This window comes from Frankia sp. CpI1-P (assembly GCF_001421075.1).
GTDB classification, from domain to species: domain Bacteria; phylum Actinomycetota; class Actinomycetes; order Frankiales; family Frankiaceae; genus Frankia; species Frankia torreyi.
Genome location: NZ_LJJX01000002.1, coordinates 246,812 through 269,827, shown reverse-complemented (window position 1 = coordinate 269,827; position 23,016 = coordinate 246,812). Strand labels below are relative to the sequence as shown.

Below are 23,016 nucleotides of genomic sequence, written 5' to 3'. Positions count from 1 at the left end.
GTGCTTACCGCCCCCCGGCCGAGCCGCGCGGAATGCGCAACCCGGGTACGGACCCGGATACGGCCCGATCACCAAAAAGATGCAGGTCAGAACCCTGAGAGCGGTACGAGGGCGGTCGGGTCGTTGTCCGCGTAGACGACCCGGGCATCGGGGGCGATGCCCTGCACGACCTCGTGCAGGTTCGGCGAGGTCGGGATGCCGGTCCCGACGTCGAGGAACTGCCGGATGCCCACCTCGGTGGCGAGGTAGCGGGCGGCCCTGACGAGGAACGCGCGGTTCTGGCGGGCGGCGAGCGGCGCGTTCGGGAAGGCGGCGATGGCCTGCTCGGCGGCCTCGCGGTCGGCCGGGAAGTTGTCCTTCCCGCCGAGGTAGTAGTCGTACATCCGGGCCACATGAGGCTGGTCGACGCGCAGATCCACCGGGTCGCTCCGGCGCCCGGCGTCGACGGCTGATCCCTCGGACCCTGCGGCCCACCGTCCAGCATTACTCACCGCATCAACCCCCACCGGCGCGTCCGACTCGAAGAACCGAGCCCGAAAACCTTATCCCGCAGTGTTTTCAGGGGTCATCGAAGACANGACCCCCAGAGGTGGGGCCGACCTAGAATTCACTCTGAGTTATTGATCCGCGGATGACGTCGCGGACCTGGGCGCGCAGCCAGCGGTGGGAGGCGTCGGCGTCGAAGCGGGGATGCCAGGCCAGGCACAGGGACAGGGACGGCAGGTCCAGGCCGAGATCGAGGGGCACGAGGCCAAGCGCGGCGAGCCTGTCCCGGNCGAGCCGCCGCGGCGCCACGCCCACGAGATCGCTCTGCGCGACGAGCGCCAGCGCAACGGTATGTGACGGAACGGAGGCGACGACCGCGCGGCGCAGGCCGAGGGTCGCCAGCGCGTCGTCGATCGGCCCATGGAGCCGGCCGCGGCGCGAGGCGACGACGTGCCGGGCGGCCGCGAGACGCTGCGGGGTCAGCGGACGCTCGGTGAGCGGGTGTCCGGCGCGGACCACGGCGATGGCCGAATCCTCGCCGAGGGTCTCGACGCGGATCTCCGGTGCGGTGGAGTCGATCTGGCCGATCTCCAGATCGGCGGTGCCGTCGCGCAGGGGGTCCGCCGACGGCGTCGGCTCCGGCAGGAAGCGCAGGCGCACGCGGGGGGCCTGGCGGGCCAGCCGGTCGAGCAGGTCCACGCCGATCGCGGCGACGAGCATGTCGCTGCCGAGGATGGTGAAGGTCCGGTCCAGGGTGGCGAGGTCCGGCGCCCCCACCGGCGCGAACACGGCGTGGGCGCGCTGGACGAGGGCGTGCACCTCGGCGTGGATCTCCAGGGCGCGCGGGGTCGGGACCATGGCGTTGCCGGCGCGCACGAGGATCGGGTCACCGGTGGCCTTGCGGATGCGTCCCAACGCCCGGCTCACCGCCGGCTCGGTGAGGTGCAGGCGCCGCGCCGCGCCGCTCACGCTCCGCTCGGCCAGCAGCGCGTCCAGGGTGACCAGCAGGTTGAGATCAACGCCGGCGAGCGGGCGGGCCTCGGCGGATTCGCCGGGCGCGGCGGCCGGGAGGAGCACGGGATGTATCGGCCTTCCGTCGCGTCCGGTGGCGGCGGGAAGGTCGGCGGCGGAATGCATGGCATGCATCCTCGCATTGCCNTAGTTGCATTTGAAGGCAGATCGTCGTCGTCCTACGCTCAGCCCTAACGACCTATCGCGATGTTACGTAAACCGTCGAAGAGCTGCCGTGACGGCCGATCCATCCAGCCGTTCTGGGCTCCGGGCAAGCGCGGCATGGACCGACCCAGCTCATCCCACCTCCACATCCCACCGCCCACCGCCCACCCGCACCTCGAATCCCACCGCACCTCGAAAGGGATTGCTTCCGCATGCCCATTTTCCTGCAGGACGAAGCCGTCAGCGCGGTCCTCGACCGCTCGTTCNCCGCCGCCGAGAACGACGCCATCACCCTCGACGCTTTCCGATCGACGGTGGGGCCCGACCGGACCATCGGGGACTTCACCGCGGTGGAGCTGGCCGAGCTCGCCGCCGACGTCTACATGCCGGTGTCCCGGGAGGTCGGCACGCTGCTCTACCTGCTCGCCCGCGCGAACCGGCCGGCGCTGACCGTCGAGTTCGGCACGTCCTACGGCATCTCGGCGATTCATCTCGCGGCGGCCGCGCGGGACAACGGCGCCGGCCGGATCATCACCACCGAGCTGTCGGCCACGAAGGCGAAGGCGGCGGCCGGGAACCTCGCCGAGGCCGGCCTGGACGCATTCGTCGAGATCCGGACGGGGGACGCGTTCGAGACCCTGCGCGAACTGCCCGGACCCATCGACCTGCTGCTCCTCGACGGCTGGAACCAGCTCTACCTGCCGCTGCTGCGCCTGCTCGAACCCCGGCTCGCCCCCGGCGCCCTCATCGTCGCCGACGACGTCACCCTGTTCCCCGCGGAGACCCGCGACTACCTCGACTACGTCCACACCCCCGGCAACGGCTACACAGGCGTCGAGATCCCCCTCGACGACGGCCTCGACCTCGCCCTGCGCCACTGATCCCGCCCTGCGCCACTGCCTCGCCATCCGCCACTGGCCGCGCCAGCCACCACTGGCCCCGCCAGCCACTACTGACCGGCCCGTCACCAGGCGGCCGGGCCGGTCCTGTCGAAGTAGCCGCCGGTCGGGCCGTCGGCGCCGATCGTCGCCAGGCGGACGATGACCTCCGCGCCCTCCTCGACGGTCTGGGTGCCCTGGTGGCCGTTGAGGTCGGTGGCGGTGTAGCCGGGGTCGACGGTGTTGAACCGGATGGCGGGGAACGCCTTGGCGTACTGCGAGGTGATCATGACCAGCGCGGTCTTGGAGGAGTGGTAGTCCAGCCCCGTCACCTGGGACTCGATCCGGCTGGGGTCGCTGGTGGCCGCCAGCGAGCCGAGACCGCTGCCGACGTTGACGACGACCGGGGCGTCGCTGTCCGCCAACAGCGGCAGGAAGGCCCGCGTGACCCGCACGACGCCGAAGACGTTCGTGTCGTACGTGGCCAGCATGTCGGCCGCGGTGACCTCGCCGAGCCGGCCGAGCTTGCGCGCGCCCACGATCCCGGCGTTGTTGACCAGAACATCGAGGCCGCCGGCCTCCGCGCGGACGGTCTTGGCCGCAGCCTCGACGGAATCCTCGTCGGTGACGTCGAGCTGCACGAAGCGGGCGCCGAGCCGCCCGGCCGCCTCCCGGCCGCGGTCCGCGTCGCGCGCCCCGACGTAGACGGTGTGCCCGGCCTCGGTCAGGCGGCGNGCGGTCTCGAAGCCGAGGCCCTTGTTCGCTCCGGTGATCAGGGTGGTGGTCATGGGTGATCGACTCCGGTGATCGGCGGGCTGGTGTCGCTTCCACCCTCGCCCGTACCCCGGACGGGCAGCCAGTGCCCATCGTTGCCGGTGGACTAGCAGTACCAGGCTGTTCGGGCACCGCCGGCGGATACTGGGAAACGTGAGCGGATCCAGGGAACTGGGCCGGGCGCTGCGTGGCTGGCGCGACCGCATGGCTCCGGCCACGGTGGGGCTGCCCGCCGGCGGAGTACGTCGGGCTGCCGGGCTGCGCCGCGAGGAAGTGGCGCAGCTCGCCGGCCTGTCGGTGGACTACCTCGTCCGCCTGGAGCAGGGCCGGGCGACCTCCCCGTCCGCGCAGGTGCTGTCCGCCCTCGCCCGCGCGCTGCGCCTGTCGGCGGCCGAACGCGAGCATCTGTACCTGCTCGCGGGCCAGTGGGCGCCGGGTCCCGGGCAGGTGTCGGCGCACATCCCGCCTGGGGTCCGACGGCTGCTCGACCAGCTCGACGGCGCGCCGCTGAGCGTGTGGGACGCCGCCTGGAACCTGATCCTGTGGAACCCGTTGTGGGCCGCCCTGCTCGGGGACCCGTCCGCGCTGCGCGGACGGGAGCGCAACATCGTCTGGCTGCATTTCACCGGTCCNCCGAGCCGGATCAGCCACACCCCCGAGCAGGAGACCCGGTTCAGGGCGGCCATGGTCGGCGATCTGCGGGCGGCGGCCGCCCGCTACCCCGACGATGCCGGCCTGCGCGCCCTGATCAGGGACCTACGGGACGTCAGCATCACCTTCGCGCAGATGTGGGACGCCGGAGTCGTCGGCGTCCACGAGGCGGTCACCAAGACCGTCCACCACCCCACCGTCGGCGTGCTCGCCCTCGACTGCGACGTGCTCACCGCTCCCGGCGGAGACCTGCGCATCGTCGCCTACACCGCCGCCCCCGGTAGCGAGGCCGCCGACCGACTCAGGCTCCTCAACGTCATCGGCACCGAGGCGATGACCGTAGGCAGTACCCCGCGGTAGCGGTCGGCGGGCGTACTCGATGACGTCGCATCCGCTCAGGCGTGGGGGACGGTGCCGCAGGAGGCCAGGGTGGCGCCGCGGTAGCCGGTGAGGAACGAGTTCTTGCGCTGCTGGGCGGAGCCGTGGGTCCAGGTCTCCGGGTTGACCTGGCCGGCCTGGGCCTGGATGCGGTCGTCGCCGACGGCCTGGGCGGCGCCGAGGGCCTCGTCNAGGTCGGCCTCGCCGATGGTGACGTTGCCCGCGTTGTTCGCCAACGTGCTCCACACCCCGGCGTAGCAGTCGGCCTGCAGTTCGAGCTGGACGCTGAGCGGGTTCTCCCGGGACGGGTCGGCCTGCTGGGCCTGGCGGACGCGCGCCTCGGTGCCGGTGAGCGTCTGCAGGTGGTGGCCGACCTCGTGGGCGACGATGTACGCCTGCGCGTAGCGGCCCTGGGCGCCGTAGTTGCGCTGGAGCTGGTCGAGGAAGCCCAGGTCGATGTACACCTTGCGGTCCGGCGGGCAGTAGAACGGCCCGACCTGCGACGACGCCGTGCCGCAGCCGGTGCGCACCGACTGGGAGAAGTAGACCAGCCGCGGCTTGGTGTAGGTCTGGCCGCTGCGGGCGAACTGGGCGCCCCACACCTCGTTGATCTCGTTGAACGCCTTGAGGACGAAGCAGTCGTCGTACTGGTCGATCGCCCCGGCGGTGTTGCAGCGCCGGGCGACGTCGCCGGACGTGCCGCCGCCGGACGTGCCGCCGCCGGGCTGTGACAGCGGCGACCCGGCCGAGCCCGACCCGCCGCCGCCGAGGACCGCGACGAGCAGGTAGATCACCACGCCGAGGATGCCGGCCCCGCCGCCACCGACCGCGAGTCCCCGGCCGAGCCCCCCACCCCCGCGCTGGTCCTCCAGCTCGGAGGCGTCCACCGAGTCGTCGTCGAACTGCATGTCCCGCCCTTCGCCCTGTCCCGATCGCGGACCTGTCCGGTTCGCCGGGTTCCGCAAGGCAGTATGTCCGTGCCGGTCAGCCGTCGAACATCGACCCGCGGTGTGCGGCGTGCGGCGGCCGGTGGGCCGGTGCCGTCAGCGGGGTGGCTGGTCGGCGGCGTCGAGCTGGCGGGCCAGCAGGGTCTGGTCGAAGTAGAGGCGGTTCTCGGTGATCAGGCCGTGCTGGACGCGGTAGACCTCGACGACCCGCAGGGTGACGCGCCGCCCGGTCGGGGGGTGCTCGGTGCCGTCGGCGTCGCGCAGGATCCCGGTGTGCGTGGCGGTGAGGGTGTACTCCTCGACGACGAGCTCGCCCTGCTCGGCGAGGATGTGCGTGTCGACGTCCGCGTCGCCGAACGCGGCGAGGAACGCGGCGCTGTACCCGGCGGCGGCGTCGCGCCCGCAGATGCGCACCCCACCGGGGGCCTCGACGACGAGGTCGTCGTCGAGCAGCGCGTGGACCGCAGCCTCGTCACCGGCGTCGAAGGCGTCCAGCGCCCGCTTGACCGTGTCCAGTGCCTCCCCCATCCGGCCCTCCCGCTGCGTCGCCGCGACCTCACCGAGGCGGAATCATCCCATCGGACACGGCCGCGCGACGACGGATTCACCGGATCCCGCGACCGACAGGCGGCGACGGACGGCGGTCAGACGCCGGTGGTCGAGCCGGGGCGGAGGATCATCAGNACGGTGACGGTGGCCCAGAGCAGGTTGAAGATGCCTGCGGTCATCGCGAGGCGCTTGGTGCGGGCGAGCGCGATGCCGTTGCCGGTCGCCGCGCCGCTGTCCAGGNCCGCCGCCACGCGGGAGGCGGGCAGGCTGGTGGTCGGCATGTCGGCGGTCGGCAGGTCCATCGCCGAGACGGCCCCGGCGGCGGGCGCGCCCCCGGGCGAGGCCTCGCCGCTGCCGGTGTCGGTGTCGGTGTCGGTGCCGGCTCCGCTGCCGGCGACGCGGGCGGCCGAGGCGGCGGTGATCTCGTCGATGAGGTTGCGCTGCGCGGGCAGGATCGCGAACGCGAGCACGAGCGCGGCGAGGCCGGTCAGCGCGATCGCGACCATGAGCCAGGTCTGGCCGAGCACGTCGAGGCTCTGCGCGGTGAAGAACCCGAACACGACCACGAGCAGGCCGAGCGCCGAGTAGATCCCGCAGATCCGGTACAGCACCCGCGCGATCCCGGCGGAGTGCTCGTCGCCGGGCCGGGCCAACGCCGCGCGGGCGGCCGGTGGGAACATGCTCGCCGCCACCGTGACCGGTCCGATCGCGACGATCGCGGCAAGGACGTGCACGCTGAGCAGGAACTTGGTCACGCTTTCGCCCCGCGGGACGCCTCGGGCGCCGGCCGCGGCGGCCGAGAGCACAGCAAGCAGTTCACGCAACACCTCGCCGGAACGGGCACCGCCCGCCCGCGAAGCCACGGAGATCACCAAGCCGCGGGGATCGCTAAGCCGCGGGGATCACCGAGCCGCGGACATCGCGGAGCCGGGAGAAGGGTCGGACGGTACGACGTCGACGCTACGACCCCCGGGACGCCGGCACGTCGGCAGGATTGCCAGATATCGCCGCCTTCTCGCCAACCCCCGCCGGTGCCGGCGGCCGCGGACCCGCCCGTCCGCGCCCCCCAGGCCTCCTACCAGCACAAACAGCTCAAATGCTGCTAAAACGCCCGCTGGACGACGGAAATGATCCGTGCGCCACCATCGGGCTCGCCCGAACCCCCGACCTCGCGCCCGGCCTCGGCCCATCGGACCGGGACGGGCCCGTCGAGCCGCCGCGGGCTCCCGTCGGCGGCCCAGGAAGCGGGCGGACGGGCGTCGCGGGACCGGGTTAGGTTGGCCGCTATGCACGTGGTGGCCGTCCTCGCGATGGACGACGTCGTCCCGTCCGACCTCGCGACACCGCTGGACATCTTCGGTCGCACCCGCCTGGCGGACGGCCGCCCGGCCTACGAGGTGCGGCTCTGCGCCGCGAACGCGGAGGTGACGACCGGCGCGTTCGCCCTGCGCGCTCCCTGGCGGCTCGACGCGCTGACCGCGGCGGACACCGTCATCGTGCCGGGTTGCGACGACCCCGCGACGGAGCCGGACGTCGAGGTACTCGACGCGCTGCGGACCGCCGCGGCGGGTGGGGCGCGGCTCGCCTCGATCTGCGCCGGCGCCTTCGTCCTCGCCGCGGCGGGCCTGCTCGACGGGCTGCGCGCCACCACCCACTGGATCGCCGCGGCGGAGCTCGCGCGGCGCCATCCCGCCGTCGACGTCGACCCGAACGTCCTGTTCATCGACAACGGGCAGATCCTGACCTCGGCCGGCGCCGCCGCCGGGATGGACCTGTGCCTGCACATGGTGCGCCGCGACCACGGCACGGCCGTCGCCGCCGAGACCGCCCGGATGTCCGTCATGCCGCTCCAACGCGACGGCGGGCAGGCGCAGTTCATCGCCCGCGAGCAGCCGCCGCCCGACGGCACCGAGCTGGAACCGCTGCTGCACTGGCTGACGGCGAACGTCCACCGCGAGCTCACCCTCGCCGACATCGCGGCGCACGCGATGGTCAGCACTCGCACGCTCAACCGCCGCTTCCGCGAACAGACGGGGTTGACGCCGGTGGCCTGGTTGCAGCGCTCGCGGCTGCGCCGGGCCCAGTACCTGCTGGAGACCACCTGCCATCCGGTGGAGGCCATCGCCGCGCAGGTCGGGTTCGGCTCGCCGGCCGCCTTCCGGGAGCAGTTCCGCCGGCTGGTCGGGACGAGCCCGCGGGCCTACCGGCGGACCTTCGGCGGCGGCACCCCGGCCCCGAGCGCCAGGACGGTCGAGGCGGCCAGAAGCGCCGGAACGGCCGGAACAGCCGGAACGGCGGTGACGGGCATGGCCCGGTCGGCGGTCCTCGTCGCGGACGCGCCCACACCGATGGGCCACCGGAGCCGGACACCTCACAGTGCACGGTGACGCAGCCGAACCGTCGGGTCGGGTCATCGGCCCGCCTGGGGGATGATGCCGTCAGCGAGTGACCCACCTTGTGCCGTGCGTCTTCGGGAGGGGAGTCGGTATGCCAGTCCAGGCCGCCGTTCGGCTCGATGTCCGGCTGTTGCTGCGGATCGACGACCGGGTGCTGCTGGCACGACCGCCGGACGATGTCTGGCACGTGCTCCCCGGTGGCCCGGTGGTCAGCGGCGAGAGCACCGACGACGCACTCGAGCGGCAGGTGGGGCGGCTCGCCGGGCCGCGGGTCGTCTCCCGGCAGTTCGTCGGCGCGGTCGAGCACGACGGCTCCATCACCGGCCGTTCTCCGGAATCCGCGACGGACCATGTGCTCAGCGTGCTGTTCGNCGGGGTCTGGCCGACCGACATCCCGACCCCATCCCGCTGGGGGGAGCACACCCTCGTCCCGGTGAACATCGACGTCCTGCTCGCGACGCGGCTACGCCCGCTGTCCATGGCCGAGGTCGTGCGCCGCTGGCTGGCCGAGGGCTGGCCGCTGTGGCGCGGGCTGGACCCCGCCGGGGCCAACCGGCGGCTGCCGTCGCTGGCCTCGCTGCGGTCGCAGCTCTTCGCCCGCCGCGAGGAGCTGCGGACGCTGGCCTTCCGCGACGCGGCGGTGGCGATGTGTGCGCTGGTCACCGCCGCCGACGGACACATCGACCCGACCGAGCGGGAGGGGGTGCGCGGCTTCGCCGCCACCGACCCGGTGCTGTCCCAGTTCCCTGAGCAGGACACGGTGCGGCTGTTCGAGGCACACCTCGATCGGCTGACCGCGGACTTCGNAGCCGGCCGCCACGCGGCGCTGGCCGAGATCGCCAAGGTGCGCGGCCGGGTGGCGCAGGCCGTCGCCGTCGTGCGGATCGGACAGGTCATCGGCCTGGTCGACGGGGAGTTCGTCGCCAGCGAGCGGGCGGTCGTGCGGGAGGCGGCGCTCGCCCTCGGGCTGGAGCCGGCCGAGTTCGCCCTCTGACCCGGCGTCCGGCGTCCGGCGTCCGGCCGCCGGTCAGGCGTCGTCCTCCGAGCCCGCCTCGATGACGCGGACCGTGCCGACCGCGCGCCAGTTCACCGCCAGGACGTCGCCGTCCGCGAGGGTGATCTGGTCGAGCCCGACGTTGCCGGCCCGGCCGCTCATCACCTCCTCGGCGCGTCGACGGAGCGCGGCCGCGTCGGTCCCGGCCGGCAGGTCATACGCCCGGCCGTCGAGCACCAGCCGCACCATTCACCCTCCCGCGCCCACCCGACCGCGCCCACCCGACCGCGCCCACCCGACCGCGTCCACCGGCCGCGCGCCCACCGACCGGAACCACCCGACCCGCCACCATCGTCAACCGACAGTAATGCGTTCCGTACACGGAGTGCGTCACCGCGAGCCGGGCGGCGCCGGGCGCACGCCGGCTCAGTCGTCCTGCTTGATCCCGAACCACCCCATCACCTTGCCGCCGAACTTCAGGTCGCCGTCAATCTTGATTTTCCGGGTGAGGAACAGCTTGGCGCCGCTGGCCTGGCCGGTGAGCACCCGAACGAAGCGGACCCGGTCGGTGGTGATGGTCAGCGCACGGTCGGCCGGCGCCGTGCCCGAGCCGGCCGGCGGCTCGGTCGCGAGCGTGCAGGCGCCGTCGACGACGCGCAGTTCGTAGGTGCGGGTGCTGCCCCCCGGGCCGCCGGTGAGCGCGAAGCGGACCAGCGCGTTCTCACCCTGCGCCTGCTCGGGCCGGAACGTGTCGCGCATCTGGCGGAAGATCTCGTCAAGGACGCCCTCCCCGGCCGGGCCACCCAGCAGATCGGAGATCTCCCGCTCCGACAGGGTGGACAGACCGCTGACGATCTTGGCCGGGTCGGCCGTGGGGTCGACGGCGAGGTCGGACATGGCCACTCCATTCGTTGACGGGCGGCCCGCCAGGCGACGGGCGCGGCACGAGCACGCTAGCGAACCCCGCGGTGGCATTCGTCGCCCGGGGCGCCCGATCGGGCACCCCGCGCCGGGGTGGCTATCGTGACCGGCGTGGCCAGCCCGGCGTTGCTGCGCATCGAGATCGACGGATGTCCCGTATCCCTCGACGATCCACCTCCGCTGGCCCTGCTTCCCCACGGTCATTTCACGGTCATGCAGGTCCGCGACGGCCGGACCCGCGGTCTCGACCTGCACCTGCGACGTCTCGACGCGGCGAACCGTGAGCTCTACGCCGAGCCGCTCGACGGCGAGCTGGTGCGCGCTCGGATCCGGGCGGCGCTGGCCGCCTCGACCCGCGACGCCACCGTGCGGGTCGTCGTCACCGGCACCCCGGACGGCGACCCGACGCGGCTCATCGTCGCGGTCGGGGCGCCCGCCGAGCCGCCTCCGGCCCCGCAGCGGCTCATGTCCGTGCCGTACTCACGGCCGTTCCCGCACCTCAAGCACCTGGGCACATTCGGTCAGCTCCAGTACGGCCGGCTCGCTCGCCGGCACGGCTTCGACGATGCGCTGCTCACCGGCCCGGGTGGCGTCGTCTCGGAGGGTGCGACGACCAACATCGGCTTCCTCGCCGGGGACGCGGTCGTCTGGCCGGACGCGCCGGCCCTGCACGGCGTGACGATGGCTCTGCTGGAACGGTCGCCGGACAGCGTGCGGGCGCCGGTGCGGCTGGCCGACCTCGACCGCTTCGAGGCGGCGTTCGTGACGAACTCCCGCGGGATCGCCGCCGTAGCCGCCGTCGACGACCACCGCTTCGCCGGCCCGACACCGCGCATCGCCGAACTCGCCCGTCGGTACGACGCCGTTCCCGGCGACCTCGTCTGAGGGGTCGGCACCCGCGGATCGGCCGGGCCGGCGGAGCCGGGTGGCGTCTCTCGCCGATCGCGCCGGCGGCCCCACCCCTCCCGGGACGCCAGCCGCCGATAGGACGAAGTGAAATCATTCTTCTACTTGATCGTGCTTGCATTATCTTTGCGTCGACGACCATTTCCGCGAGCTACATTCGATGCCACAACCGGGCCGTCACGGAACCACCACGAACCATTTCCCGGCGGCGGAATGCTAGGTACTGTCATGGCTCCGCCGGCATTTTCCGGCGGGTCCGAACAGTCCGAACCGGATACGGTTCCGTGTCGCCCGTGAAGGAACACCGCACCGATGCCGCTTTCCTCAGCAAGGCTCCTCATAGCGCTCCTGCTGCACGAGCAACATCGCGTCGAGCCCGCCGGCGTGCCCGTGCGGTATCCCTTCCCGCCGCCGACCGAGCGCCACCTCCTTCGCGCCGCGACAGCCGTCGCCGCCGGCCGGTCCAAGGGCGCCCTGCGCGAGCTGCGCCAGAGCGAGCACGACCCCGCCGATCCCGACCACGTGGCGGTGCACGAGGCGCTCTACCTCGCGGCGCTCNCCCTCGACCGGAACTGGTCCCCGGACGACGCGGGCCTCCTGCGACCCTCGCCCGCCACCGTCGGCCGGTCCGCAGCCCCGTCCCGCACCCGCGACCCGGCGCCGTCCGTCTCCCCCGCCGACGGCCCGCTGACGGCCTGGACGGCGCAGGCGGTCGTCCGGCAGCGCCACGACCTGCTCGCCCCGACCACCGCGGTCATCTGCGTACTCGCGGCCGAGGTCATCCCCGCGATTCGGATGGCCCGCGCCCGTCTGCTCGCCGCGTCGATCCCGCCCGCGGCGGGCGCCGGCACCGAGGCGCCCGCCGCCGCCCGCCGCCCGCTCCCACCCACCGCTCGAAGACTCGGCGCCAGCCGCTCGCCCGCCACCAGCCACTCGCCCCATGCCAGCCACTCGCCCACCACCGGGACGAGGCACCGGCCCGCGGCCGCCGGGGAGGGGCGGGCTCACGCGGTCGCCACCAGACGCGGTGCCGCCGGTACCCCCTCCGCCGGCGGCACCGGCGCGGACACCACCCCCTGGCTCAACACCCTGCCCATGGTCCTCGGCTGGACGGGTGCGGCGGGGCTCGTCCGGCACACGGCCTCCGCCCACGGGCTGCACCGGACGGGACCGCGGGCTCGCTCCCGGGCCGGCGGCTTCCTCCCCGCCATACTGGGCTGGGGCTTCACCGTCGGCCGGTCGTCCGCGGGGCACCCGGGGTCCCCACCCGGGGACGCAGCGCCCGCTGCGCGCATCGGCGACCCCCGAGCGCGCCCCCCGGCCCCCCGGGAGACCGCGGTCACCCCTGGCCGGCAGATCGCCCAACCCGCGGAGGCTCCCCAAGGCACGGAGGTCATCCGAGGCCTTCCGATCCCCCAGGACCTCACCGCCCAGGTGGACCCCCCGCTCCCTCCCCACGGCCCACTGCCACCCGACCGCCCGCTGCCACCCGACGGCTCCCCGCTGCCCGACCGCCCAGTGTCTCCGGACGACTCGCCCACTCCGGACGGTCCGCTCCTCCCGGACGGCCCACTCCCATCGGACGGCCCGATCTCCCCGGCCACCGAGATCGCCGAAGTCGCCCGGGACATCGCGGTCGCCCCGGACGTCAAGAGCCCCGGGAGCGGGACGGTCCCCATGTCCGTCGCAGTCGGGCCGGACTCCCCGCTCACGTCGAACGCCGCGGCACTCCCAGCCACAGACAGCGCCCCGGCGCGAAGCGACCCGGCCGATCCGACCACTCCCACCGGCATGGCCATCCCACCCGGTATGGCCATCCCATCCGGCCCGACCGGCCCTGCTGTCGACGTCCCCACCGCGACCGGTTCCCCCCTGCCGACGGACCGGCCCTCCCCGGCGCCCACGCCCTCCCCGACCCGGGCNCCCTCCCCGCCTCCAGCGCCCTCCCCGATCCCAGCGCCCTCTCCGGCCCTGACCCCCGTGCCCACCCGGACCCCCGCTCCGGGTGGGCTGCCGCGCTCCGCCGGGACCCCCAGGCCTGCGGACCCGGCCGGCCTGCCGCTCCGAGTCGCCGCGCTGGGCGGCGTCGCGTTGCAGGGAAAGGCCGCGGTGGCAGGGCCCGCCGCGCCCCCGGGTGTGGTCGCGCAGGCGCGCCCGGCAATGACCGCGGCGGTACCCGATGCGGGTGTCGAAGGCTCGGTCCTGGCGGCGGTGGACGCGCTCACGATGGCCGACGCGTTCGTCGCCCGGCTGGCCGAGCTGCCCGTGCATCAGGCCAGCGCGTACGCCCGGATCCTGCGCGCGGACCTGCTGTTCCGGCTGGGTCGGGCGGCCGAGGCCGGCGTTGCGCTGGATGTGGTGGAGACGGCGGGCGGCGCCGACGACGCGACGCTCGCGCACGCGGCCCTGGTGCGAGGCGACTGGGCCGGCTTCCCAGACGGCGGGGCGCAGACCCTGGGCCGCAGGCCGGACGGCTCGCCGATCCCCTCGGGCCGTCCGGCCTACCTGGACCGGGCCGAGGAGCTGTGGCGACGGTCGCTGGCCGCCTACGGCCGCATCGACTCCGACGCCGGGCGGGCCGCCGGACTGCTCCGGCTCGCCGAGGCGCCGACCGCCACCGGCCGGCCGATCCTGCGTCGCGCCCGCATCGACGAGGCCGCACGCCGGGCGCGGGCCGCGGGCGACGACGCCCTCACCTGGACCGCCCGGGTGCACAGCCTGATCGAGCGAGCCCGGACCGGCGAGGCATCCACGACGGAGCTGCGGACCATGATGACGGCGCTGGCGGAATGGAGCCGCTTCGACGGGANCACCAGCTACGGCCGTGGCCTGAGTCAGCTCCTCGCGGCGGCGACCGGCGGCGCGGTGACCGTGAGCACCGTTTGACGCCGTGAGCGCCACACCACCGCAGACCGGTCTGGGCGGCGGACGTGCCGGCCAGTCGGCGAGGGATCAGGCGCGCCGCCCGCCAGGAAACGGCGGCGGCGAAGCCGAGCGCTTCCCGCGCCCCCGGAGAATCCCGATCCGTCTGTGCCCCTCGTCCCCGCCCGCCTGGCCCGTGGCCCCGGAGCCCGATGATGCCGGCGCCGCAACGGTCCCAGCCCCCTCGGCCGCGACTGCCGAGGCAGCATCCTCGGGGACGCCAGGCGGCTCGGCCATGTTCGGGGTGTCGCCGCGCGGGTCGCCCGCGGGCAGGGTGGCGGCGCCCGGCAGGCTCGGAACCGCACCGGCGGGAGCGTCCGCGGCCAGCGCGGCGGCCGGGTCCTCGTCGAGGGGNGGATTCGCGGGATGACCGGGCAGCGTCACCCAGGCGGTACCGGTGTACTTGTCGCCGACGGACACGTCGATCTCGCGGAACTTCGCCGGGTCGAGATCCCGCAGCCGCTCGGCGGCGGTGTCCCGGAAGTACTCCGGAGACAGCGCGAGGACCAGGTCGGCGTCGGGGTAGCGCTCCAGGATGCCGCGCACCTGGGGGGCGTCGATCAGCCGGGCGGCGATCACCACGGCGTTGCCCGGGGCACCGGTTCCATCGATGATCACATCGCCGTGGTGCAGCGACATCCGCAGCCGCAGCCGGCTGTCGGGTTCGCGCCCGTTGTTGTAGACGCGCTGGGCGATCTGCAGCTCGCGGACGAAATCGCTGGCGAGGTACGCCTTCGCGACCGAACCGGCCACGGCGATGAGGAAACCGTCGCCCTGGTCCTGACGCAGCCGGATCGACTCCGCCGGCAGTCGCAGCCCCGCGACGGCCGCCGCCACGATCTCCTGCAATGCCGCCCGCCAGTCGAGCTGGTCGAGCATGCCGCGCCGGCTGTACCGGCGGGCGTCGAGGAAGAACAGGCTGACCTGCTCCGGCATGCCCGCGGCCGATCGTCCCCGCCCGCCCACGGCCGGGAGGATGTCCCGCGGCGCGTCGACGTCGAGCGGAGAAGACGCGGGGCCTCGGTGGGCCCCGAAGACCTCGCTGGCCGGGAACGCCTCCGCCGCGGCGGCCAGCAGGCGTGCCCGACCGTCGACGAGCACGCCGTTCTCGAGCAGCTCCGAGATCTCCGACCAGAAGTCATAGGGCGCGCCGACGAGCTCCGGCACCCGGCCACGGGTGAGGCCGGCGCGCACCAGCAGCCGCTTCGCCTTGGAGTTCGTGTCGAACGCGTCGGCGAGCGCCCAGATCTCGACCTCGCTCAGCCGCTGCGTCACGAGTCCCCCGAACCGGTTCCAAGATGCGGCGGGCGCCGACAGGCCTCCGCCGGCCGGCGCGATTTCCGCGATCATTCTAGTCCCGGGACGGACGGCTTCGACCAGGTGCGTCTCATCCGTGACAGGTCCGGTGCACATCCTCGTCGGCAGCGCGCGGACGGTGGGATGTCGCCCGCGCGTGCCGCGAAGGGTGCGCTGCGCCTGAAGGAGCTCCGCTGACCAAGCTCGGCTGACCAAGCTCGGCCGGCCGAGCTCAGCCGACAGAGCTCAGCCGACAGAGCTCAGATGAGGCCGAGCGCGCGGACGGCCTCGCGCTCCTCGGCGAGTTCACGCACCGAGGCGTCGATCTTCTCCCGGGAGAAGGCGTCGAGCTCCAGACCCTGCACGATCTCGAACTTCCCGCCGGCGGCGGTGACCGGGAACGAGGAGATGAGTCCCTCGGGCACGCCGTACGAGCCGTCGGACGGGATCGCCGCGGAGGTCCAGTCACCCTCGGGGGTGCCGTTGACCCAGGTGTAGACGTGGTCGATCGCGGCCGAGGCGGCCGAGGCGGCCGACGAGGCGCCACGAACCTCGATGATCTCGGCACCGCGCTTGGCCACCCGCGGGATGAACTCCTCGGCGATCCACTTCTGGTCGCCGACGGCCTCGGCGCCGCTGCGGCCCCCGACCTGGGCGTGGAAGATGTCCGGGTACTGGGTGGCCGAGTGGTTGCCCCAGATGGTGATCTTGCGGATCTCGGCGCTGGGAACGCCGAGCTTCTTCGCCAACTGCGCGATCGCGCGGTTGTGGTCGAGGCGGGTCATGGCGGTGAATCGCTCGGCAGGCACATCCGGCGCGTGCGTCTGGGCGATGAGCGCGTTCGTGTTCGCCGGGTTGCCGACGACCAGGACCCTGATGTCCTCCGCCGCGCCGCTGTTGATCGCCTCGCCCTGCGGCTTGAAGATGCCGCCGTTGGCGGACAGCAGGTCGCCGCGCTCCATGCCCTTGGTCCGCGGGCGGGCGCCGACGAGCAGGGCGACGTTGGTGCCCTCGAACGCCCGCTTGGCGTCGTCGAACACATCCACCCCGGCCAGCAGCGGGAACGCGCTGTCCTCGAGTTCGAGGGCGGTGCCCTCGGCCGCCCGGACGGCCTGCGGGATCTCCAGCAGCCGCAGCTTCACCGGCGTGTCCGCGCCCAGCAACTGGCCCGACGCGATGCGGAACAGCAGCGCATAGCCGATCTGACCGGCGGCGCCGGTGACGGTGACGTTGACGGGCGTTGAACTCACTGGCATCTCCTGGTACAGGTCATCCGGAAGCTCGGGCGGCGGACCGGGACGACCGGCGGCGATCGTGGACCGGCCCACGAAATGCGATGTCTTTCCTTCGCCCCAGCGATGCTAGTCCGACCGCCTGCAACACGGGCAGCTTGGCGGGGCGGAGCGGCTCACACCCCCCGAGGAGGCGTCGGCCCGACCGGCGGGCGCGCCGGCGCCGGGCCGCGGACGTGCGCGGACAGGCCCGCGAGGGGTGGGTACGCCGGGGTCGGCACCGCCGGCGACTCCCCGGCGGTGCCGGCCCCTACTGGCCGATCTCGTCGCCGCAGCGGGGCGCCGGCGGCACGAGCTCGAAATGCTGCGCGTCCGCGGTGACCTGGAGAAAGGTATAGCAGCGGTTGATCTGCCCGAAATGCGAGGAGAAATCGATCGGCGCGGGCAGCAGACCGTCGGCGTCGTAGCCCTTCAGCCCGCGCAGCCCCCGGATGAACGACTCCCGGCTCGGGCACGGCCCGGCCGCGGCGAGACCTCGCAGGAACATGTCGGCCGAGATCCAGCCGGACAGGGCGGCCTGCTGGGCCGGCGGTGACACCTGCGGGGCGTACTTGAGCATCCCGGCGAGGAAGCGCTGGTGCGCGGGCGTGCCCACCTCGAACGGCTGGTAGTCGACGAACGTGTAGAGGCCGGCGAGCACCGGGCCGAAGACCCGCAACAACCGCTGGTCGTAGCTGACGGGCGACAGGATCACGCGCAGGTTCGCGTGGGCGGCGCGGGCGCCGACGACCACCTGGCCGAAGGCGGCGCCGGTGACCGCGCCGACCAGGACGTCCGCGCCGCTGGCCCGCACCTTCTCCCCGATGCCGGGGATGTCGATCGGGCCGGTCGCGTCGACCCGGCCGACCACCCGGATGCCTGCCGCCTGCAGGCTCAGCGCCAGCTTGTCCGCCATCGTCATCGACGTCGCCGAGAACGCCGACTGCGCGATGACCGCGGTGCGCCCGCCGCGCTCGGCCACGAACGCGCCCCAGGTGGTGACGGACGGCCCGTCCGAGATCATGTTGGAGTAGCTGAACATGTTGTCGTTCTGCGTCCAGGCCGCCTCCAGCGACGTGCCCGTCACCGGCACCCGGGCGCCGTGCAGGTAGGCCGCGGAGCCGCTGGCCACCGAGGTCGACTCGATGAGGCCGAAGACCCGGTCGGTCTGGACCAGCGCGCGGGCACCGGCCTCGTTGCCCGCGGGATTCGAGGCGTCGTCGCGCCAGGTGTAACGGACCTGGCGACCGCCCACGCCGCCGGCGGCGTCGGCGACCCCGAGCCGCGCGTCGACGCCGGCGCGGAACGGCGCGAACAGCGACGCCGCGTTGCCGGTGTCCGGGTAGAGCAGCCCGAGACGCACCGCGTCCGGGGTGACGCCCGGCTCGGCGCAGACCGGCGCCGTCGGCTTCTCGTCGCTGGACACCCGGCAGCCGACCACCCCCAGCGCGACCGCGACGCCGAGCAGGCCGACGAGGAGGCGACGGTGGGCCCGCGCTCGACGCCGCGACCCGCCCCGCGGTCGACGCCGGCCGGTAGCCGGGACCGTGACGCTGCTCACTCCACCAACCTTGGCGCAGGATGACATGCTCCGGTGCCATTCCGTTGATTTTGTGAGATTCGCCAGAGCTGGATTGGGCTGGTTTAGGCTGCCGGCGGTGCCACCGGCTCGTTGGCTCACACCGCAGCGGGCGGGGNGGNTGGGGNGGGAAGGATGGGGCGATGGCCGCGGCGAAACCGACCCTGAAGATCGAATACTGCACCCGCTGCCGCTGGCTGCCGCGGGCGGCCTGGCTCGCCCAGGAGCTGCTGACCACATTCGAGGGGGACCTGGCCGAGGTCTGCCTGGTGCCCGGGACGGGCGGGGTGTTCGTCGTGCGGCTCGGCGACCGGGTGCTCTGGGACCGGCGGGAGCAGGGCTTTCCCGAGCCGTCCGCCGTCAAGCGGCTCGTGCGGGACGCGGTTGCGCCCGGACGACCTCTCGGCCATGTGGAAGCGTCGGCAGGCGATCCGGACGCCTGACCGCGGGGAGATCAGGGCGCGGGGAGATCAGGGCGCGGGGAGATCAGAACGCGGCGGCGGCGGCTCGGGCGATGGCCTCGTCCAGCGGTGCGGGAGCGCCGCTGACCCCGACGGCGCCGACGATCATCCCGTCCCGCCGCAACGGCAGCGCGCCGGTCAGGCCCGAGCCGGGCTCGGCCGGCGGGCGTTCCCAGCCGCCGTACCCCTCGTCCCCTACCCCGGACCCGGCGGGGCCGCCCTCGCCCCCGGTGTGGTTCACCAGGCGGGCCGGCGCGGCGGAGGCCCGCGCCGCGCACGCCCGGTCGACCGAGATGTCGGCGGTCTGCAGGCGGGCGTTGTCCATCCGGACATGGGCCACCAAAATGCCCGCGTAGTCGACGACGGCGATGTTAACCGGTTGACCGAGGTGAATCGCATACCTTTCCCCGGCCGCGATGATCCGGCGGGCATCCTCGAGCGATACGGTCATCCGCGACTCTCCCCATAAAGCGGCGTTCCGGTGCGCCTGACCATAGGCCCAGATCGGCCGTCGAGTGGTGGAAGGCGCGCCGCAGAACAACCGTCGCTCACGGCGGTTCCCCGCGCGAGCGGCGGCACACAGAAGGACACAGGTTGCCCGCAGCCGACGCGGTGGCGCCGCGGCCGGGGCACGGAACACGGGGAAACAGTGAGGTCGCGCCAGGCGGGTCACGCGGCGGCGCCGTTCGCGCGGGCGTCGGCGGGACGCGGGGACCCGGGTTCCCCGACGGCCCCGGCCCGCCGCTGGGGTCGCCCGCCCGGGCCAGACGGGTGGCCCGGGCGGACCACCACCGCCGCGCCGGCCCGCGCCGGCCGGGTCCGGTTGCAGAGCCGTCCCGACCGGTGGCGGCGCCGCGCCGAGGTGGGTGGCGCGGGCGGCGGCGGTCCACGTCGCCGCCGCCCGCGCGGGACACCACGACCGACCCGCGCCGTTGCGGGGCGGCCGTGGTGAGTCCGGTGGCCGGCGCCGGGTCAGGCCGCCGCGGCCAGCGGTAGCACGACCCGGGGGAAGCGGTGGATCAGCCGGGTCGTGAGCTGACCGCCGTCGAGCATGTCGAGCAGCGCCCCGGCCCGGCGATGGTCCAGCCGGCCCGACCGGTGCAGACCCCGCAGCCGCAGCAGACCCGGCAGGTGCGCCTCGATGGCCCGCTGGTCGGGTCGGGGGGNGCCGTCGAGCCAGGCGTCGAACTGCCCGCCGGTCATGATCTCCCACACGATCGTGTCGGCCACCGCGCCGGTACCGTCGGTGATCGTCACCAGGTGGGGCACCCGGACCAGGTCGCTGAAGCCCGCCAGGTCCGGCCGAAGCCCGGCGGTCACCACGTTGTTGCCGAGCCGGGGATCGAGCCCGGGCGCCGGGCGGCGTAGCACGTTGCGCAGATGGGAGGCGAAGGCGAGGGCCAGCGCGCTGCGCCCAGGGGGGCTGGCGTGGGCGTGCAGCACGATGGCGTCGACCCCGGGCGAGCGCACCTGCTCGGCGGCGGCCCGGACCAGCCACGCCGGCTCGACCAGGACAAATCCCACCTGGGCCCGCCGACGCTCGGCGATCGNGTCGCCGCCGTCCTCTATCGAGCTGGGCACTCCGAGGGTTTCGTGGGTCCACTGGCAGGTGATGAGCCCATCGGCACCCGGCAGTGAGAGCAGGGGAAGATCTCCCGAGCTGAAGATCCGTTCCGTGGCGGGCGGGGGCATGCTGTCTCCGGTCCGGTTGGCCGGAAGCGCCGCGAAGGCGATCGCCGGCCGCAGGGGCGGGTCGGTACGGGTAGGGACAGAACGGGCCTCGTTGCACCGCATGTCCGTCCGATCCAGCAGGTTGGGGGCCGAGACGACGTCGCGTTGGGACGTCTGGGCCAGCCACGCGTGCTGCGGGCTGNGGGCGAGCGGAGCCCGCACGGCCGTGGCGCACGCCTGCCGGGAAGGGACGACCGGAGTCAGCAGGACCATGATGGCGGACGCCTACTGCAGCAGGTTGTCGAAATCGCCGTCCTTGGCGCCGAGTATCAGGGCCTCTATCTCGGCTCGGGTGTAGACGAGGGCAGGGCCGTTCGGATGCCGGGAGTTGCGGACGGCCACCTCGTCGCCCGGCAGCTTCGCCATCTCGACGCAGTTGCCCTGCGAGTTGCTCCGCCGGCTCTTCTGCCAGGTCACGCGCTCCAGCGCCGCCGCAGACATGCCACTGTAGATCTTGGTCACGCGATCTCCCGAAGCCCCGAGTAGCCGTGCCACGACGGCCCTCACCCACGCAGCCCGCCTGTCGCACCGCCGCACCGCGATGGACTCCTCGCCGGCCACCCCGGACGGGACTNCCCCCGAANCCCCCGCCGATGTGCCCGCGTGTGCGCCTGCACGAACTTCGGCTCACGATACAGCACGGTCAGGTGCACGTGCATCAAGCGGGTCGCATGTGCGCGCCACGGCCTCACGTGCGACCGGCCATGCGGTTGCCGCGGTCGCGACCCCCGGCCCCTGGACCCGGGGAGCGGCCGGCCGGGGCGCTCCCCGGGTGACCGCGTACCCCGGTGGCGCTAGCACTCCTGGTCGGGAGTTCACAGAGATGACCCGAAGGAGGTAGCGAATCGTCCGAATAAACCCGCAAAGTGGCGAATCACGCAGCCGACCAGCGACGCCGTAACGGCGTACCAAGGGACCTGGCCGCAGGAAGGGGGCGGTGACTTGCGGGAATGGCCTGCGAGCGCGGCGGGGCCCTGGGGCTCCGGAACCAAGGGACGCCGATCGGGGGGGCGCCCGCTGGTGTAAAAGTTCATAGCCCCGACACGTCGGGCATCGGGACGCAGCGGACGACGACCGGATCCGGAGGCCACTCGCACTCGCGAGGGACAACGCAATGAGAACCCATCGCCGGACCACCGGGGAGGCCCTCGCACCACGCAGCGTCTCGCCGACCACATCCCGGATCCACCGTCCCGGCGCCGGAACATCTCCGGCCGCCGCGGCGGCACCCGGCGCAGCGACCGCCACCGGTGGGCGGCGCGGGCAGCACGACCGGGCCGGCGACCCGGCCGCATTCACCCGAGTGGGGAGTCGGCCGCCCTGCCCGGTCCCGCGGTCAGGTGGAATCAGACGACGAGCAACCGCGCAGCCACTCGCGTTCCACGGCCGGGGGCGGCAGCCGACGGTCCGGGGCTTCCGGCGGAGGTTGAGCCGGCGCACCGGACGAACGCGGGGACCAGACGAACGCGGGGACCATGGGACAAACGGGCGGGCGGGGGCACGAGAGAGTGGAAGCGAACGCGTGCGAGCGGGAGGGAGTGGGGGCGACCCCAGGCGGCCTCGTCGGAGCAGATCGGAAGGCCCGCGTCACTGGGAGCTACGACCGATCCCTGGCCGCACCTTCGGGGGCATCTGTACCGCCAGGCCAGCGGACACCCACCACCGGCACTCTCTGTGAGCGTGTATACAAATAACCCTCACTGCGCTAAACAAGCAGCTGTCATCCAGACAAGAGAACCAGCCACATAACCGGATCCAGAAGATCAGATGTCATACTCTTGCGTTGACCGATGGCGAGGGGGCCGACCGTGACGACAGCTCAGCCGGGAAGTGGGCCGACCGTGCGTCGGATCCTGCTCGGCTCACAGCTCCGTCGACTTCGCGAGGAGAAGGGCATCAGTCGGGAGACCGCTGGATACCACATCCGCGCCTCCGAGTCGAAGATCAGCCGGATGGAGCTGGGNCGAGTCAGCTTCAAAGAACGAGATGTCGCCGACCTGCTGACCTTCTATCAGGTCACGGACGAAGCCGAGCGCGCTCCTTTGCTGNCGCTCGTGCGCGAGGCGAACACCGCCGGCTGGTGGCAGAACTTCAACGACGTTCTCCCCACCTGGTTCCAGCCGTACGTGGGACTTGAGGAGTCCGCCCAACTGATCCGCACCTACGAGCTGCAGTTCATTCCGGGACTGCTCCAGACCGAAGACTATGCGCGAGCCATCATCACTCAAGGTAGTGTCGGGGCTCCCGTCGAGGTCATCGAGCGGCGGGTGAGCGTCCGCATCAACCGGCAGAAGTTGCTTTACCGCAAGAACCCTCCGCGACTGTGGGTGGTCATTGACGAGGCAGCGCTGCGCCGGCCGATCGGCGGCCCCAAGGTGATGCGCGCGCAGATCGAGCATCTGATCAACATCGCGCCGTTGCAGAACCTCACCCTGCAGGTGATGCCCTTCGCCTTCGGCGGCCACGCGGCCGAGGGCGGCGCGTTCACCATCCTGCGCTTCCCGGAGATGGACCTGCCCGACGTCGTCTACCTNGAGCAGCTCACCGGCTCCACCTACCTGGACAAGCGCGAGGACGTCGACCGGTACATGGAGGTCTACAACCGGCTCAGCGTCGACAGCACGACCCCGGCGTCCACCCCCGACGTCCTGCGGCGCATCGTCAACGAGTACTGAGTCCGCGCCGGCCGGCCACGCACCT

General features: G+C 73.2%; 15 protein-coding genes and 15 pseudogenes. 13 read left to right on the top strand and 17 right to left on the bottom strand.

The features are described from left to right. Positions 1-107 precede the first annotated feature (107 nt). The 3 genes and pseudogenes from FF86_RS02635 to FF86_RS02630 form a co-directional block, all read right to left on the bottom strand. A pseudogene (locus tag FF86_RS02635) lies at positions 108-419 on the bottom strand (SAM-dependent methyltransferase); the annotation flags it as partial. A gap of 181 nt (positions 420-600) precedes the next feature. After that, positions 601-775, bottom strand: a pseudogene (locus FF86_RS38875) (LysR family transcriptional regulator); the annotation flags it as partial. Position 776: 1 nt separating this feature from the next. Continuing rightward, a partial coding sequence (locus FF86_RS02630) for a LysR family transcriptional regulator (protein ID WP_242418039.1) occupies positions 777-1,623 on the bottom strand: 847 nt, incomplete at its 3' end. Positions 1,624-1,929: 306 nt separating this feature from the next. Between FF86_RS02630 and FF86_RS02625 the strand changes: the two genes are divergently transcribed. Further along, positions 1,930-2,543: O-methyltransferase (locus FF86_RS02625; RefSeq protein ID WP_396229736.1), on the top strand; the 614-nt coding region annotated here is incomplete at its 5' end. Between the two features lie 83 nt (positions 2,544-2,626). Here FF86_RS02625 and FF86_RS02620 read toward each other — a convergent pair. Further along, positions 2,627-3,274, bottom strand: a pseudogene (locus tag FF86_RS02620) (SDR family NAD(P)-dependent oxidoreductase); the annotation flags it as partial. A gap of 1 nt (position 3,275) precedes the next feature. Next, a pseudogene (locus FF86_RS64820) lies at positions 3,276-3,400 on the bottom strand (short-chain dehydrogenase); the annotation flags it as partial. 67 nt (positions 3,401-3,467) lie between these two features. Between FF86_RS64820 and FF86_RS38865 the strand changes: the two are divergent. Then, a pseudogene (locus FF86_RS38865) lies at positions 3,468-3,946 on the top strand (helix-turn-helix domain-containing protein); the annotation flags it as partial. A 1-nt stretch (position 3,947) separates the two neighbouring features. Further along, positions 3,948-4,325, top strand: a pseudogene (locus FF86_RS38860) (transcriptional regulator); the annotation flags it as partial. Between the two features lie 35 nt (positions 4,326-4,360). Here the strand turns inward: FF86_RS38860 and FF86_RS38855 are convergent. The 4 genes and pseudogenes from FF86_RS38855 to FF86_RS64815 form a co-directional block, all read right to left on the bottom strand. Next, positions 4,361-4,534: pseudogene (locus FF86_RS38855) on the bottom strand (neutral zinc metallopeptidase); the annotation flags it as partial. Between the two features lies 1 nt (position 4,535). Beyond that, a partial coding sequence (locus tag FF86_RS02610; protein ID WP_242418038.1) for a neutral zinc metallopeptidase occupies positions 4,536-5,251 on the bottom strand: 716 nt, incomplete at its 3' end. A gap of 135 nt (positions 5,252-5,386) precedes the next feature. Then, positions 5,387-5,818 carry an ester cyclase gene (locus FF86_RS02605; protein WP_044883720.1) on the bottom strand — a complete coding sequence of 144 codons (432 nt, stop codon included), beginning with the start codon at positions 5,816-5,818 and terminating at the stop codon, positions 5,387-5,389. A gap of 156 nt (positions 5,819-5,974) precedes the next feature. Continuing rightward, positions 5,975-6,079, bottom strand: a pseudogene (locus FF86_RS64815) (protease); the annotation flags it as partial. A 1,046-nt stretch (positions 6,080-7,125) separates the two neighbouring features. Between FF86_RS64815 and FF86_RS02595 the strand changes: the two are divergent. From FF86_RS02595 to FF86_RS38840, 4 genes and pseudogenes are all read left to right on the top strand, one after another. Further along, positions 7,126-8,226, top strand: coding sequence for a GlxA family transcriptional regulator (locus FF86_RS02595; protein ID WP_044883721.1), 1,101 nt, complete (start codon positions 7,126-7,128; stop codon positions 8,224-8,226). 100 nt (positions 8,227-8,326) lie between these two features. Next, positions 8,327-8,606, top strand: a pseudogene (locus FF86_RS38850) (NUDIX hydrolase); the annotation flags it as partial. A gap of 1 nt (position 8,607) precedes the next feature. After that, positions 8,608-9,041, top strand: a pseudogene (locus FF86_RS38845) (tellurite resistance TerB family protein); the annotation flags it as partial. A 1-nt stretch (position 9,042) separates the two neighbouring features. Further along, a partial coding sequence (locus FF86_RS38840) for a TerB family tellurite resistance protein (RefSeq protein ID WP_242418037.1) occupies positions 9,043-9,229 on the top strand: 187 nt, incomplete at its 5' end. 33 nt (positions 9,230-9,262) lie between these two features. Here the strand turns inward: FF86_RS38840 and FF86_RS02585 are convergent. Both FF86_RS02585 and FF86_RS02580 read right to left on the bottom strand, forming a co-directional pair. After that, positions 9,263-9,478 carry a hypothetical protein gene (locus tag FF86_RS02585; protein ID WP_044883723.1) on the bottom strand — a complete coding sequence of 72 codons (216 nt, stop codon included), beginning with the start codon at positions 9,476-9,478 and terminating at the stop codon, positions 9,263-9,265. A 177-nt stretch (positions 9,479-9,655) separates the two neighbouring features. Next, a complete protein-coding gene (locus tag FF86_RS02580; protein WP_044883724.1) occupies positions 9,656-10,126 on the bottom strand; it encodes an SCP2 sterol-binding domain-containing protein in 471 nt (156 codons plus the stop codon). Between the two features lie 126 nt (positions 10,127-10,252). On the opposite strand from FF86_RS02580, the gene FF86_RS02575 reads away from it, so the two are divergent. Next, positions 10,253-11,035: an aminotransferase class IV gene (locus FF86_RS02575; RefSeq protein WP_044883725.1), complete on the top strand. Its 783-nt coding sequence runs from the start codon at positions 10,253-10,255 to the stop codon at positions 11,033-11,035. 3,298 nt (positions 11,036-14,333) lie between these two features. Here the strand turns inward: FF86_RS02575 and FF86_RS38835 are convergent. The 3 genes from FF86_RS38835 to FF86_RS02555 all read right to left on the bottom strand — a co-directional run. Further along, positions 14,334-15,328 (bottom strand): effector-associated domain EAD1-containing protein (locus tag FF86_RS38835; RefSeq protein WP_242418036.1); only part of this gene is annotated, 995 nt, incomplete at its 3' end. Between the two features lie 206 nt (positions 15,329-15,534). Further along, on the bottom strand, positions 15,535-16,524 hold the full coding sequence (locus FF86_RS02560; RefSeq protein ID WP_044883826.1) for a malate dehydrogenase: 990 nt from the start codon (positions 16,522-16,524) through the stop codon (positions 15,535-15,537). Positions 16,525-16,816: 292 nt separating this feature from the next. Further along, entirely contained in the window at positions 16,817-18,133 is a 1,317-nt protein-coding gene (locus FF86_RS02555; protein WP_044883728.1) for an ABC transporter substrate-binding protein, read from the bottom strand. Between the two features lie 134 nt (positions 18,134-18,267). Between FF86_RS02555 and FF86_RS02550 the strand changes: the two genes are divergently transcribed. Continuing rightward, positions 18,268-18,567, top strand: coding sequence for a SelT/SelW/SelH family protein (locus FF86_RS02550; protein ID WP_044883729.1), 300 nt, complete (start codon positions 18,268-18,270; stop codon positions 18,565-18,567). Positions 18,568-18,610: 43 nt separating this feature from the next. Here the strand turns inward: FF86_RS02550 and FF86_RS02545 are convergent, their stop codons facing one another. The 3 genes and pseudogenes from FF86_RS02545 to FF86_RS02535 form a co-directional block, all read right to left on the bottom strand. Continuing rightward, positions 18,611-19,036, bottom strand: a complete 426-nt coding sequence (locus FF86_RS02545) for a heme-binding protein (RefSeq protein ID WP_044883730.1) — start codon at positions 19,034-19,036, stop codon at positions 18,611-18,613. Between the two features lie 521 nt (positions 19,037-19,557). Beyond that, positions 19,558-19,751 (bottom strand): annotated as a pseudogene (locus FF86_RS38830) (hypothetical protein); the annotation flags it as partial. 790 nt (positions 19,752-20,541) lie between these two features. Continuing rightward, positions 20,542-20,757 (bottom strand): DUF397 domain-containing protein, encoded by a 216-nt coding sequence (locus tag FF86_RS02535; protein ID WP_264762543.1) that lies wholly within the window; start codon positions 20,755-20,757, stop codon positions 20,542-20,544. Between the two features lie 1,367 nt (positions 20,758-22,124). Here FF86_RS02535 and FF86_RS38820 point away from each other — a divergent pair. The 4 pseudogenes from FF86_RS38820 to FF86_RS38805 form a co-directional block, all read left to right on the top strand. Then, positions 22,125-22,279, top strand: a pseudogene (locus FF86_RS38820) (helix-turn-helix domain-containing protein); the annotation flags it as partial. 1 nt (position 22,280) lies between these two features. Continuing rightward, positions 22,281-22,364 (top strand): annotated as a pseudogene (locus tag FF86_RS38815) (transcriptional regulator); the annotation flags it as partial. A gap of 1 nt (position 22,365) precedes the next feature. Then, positions 22,366-22,849: pseudogene (locus tag FF86_RS38810) on the top strand (DUF5753 domain-containing protein); the annotation flags it as partial. A gap of 1 nt (position 22,850) precedes the next feature. After that, a pseudogene (locus tag FF86_RS38805) lies at positions 22,851-22,991 on the top strand (transcriptional regulator); the annotation flags it as partial. Positions 22,992-23,016: the final 25 nt, after the last annotated feature.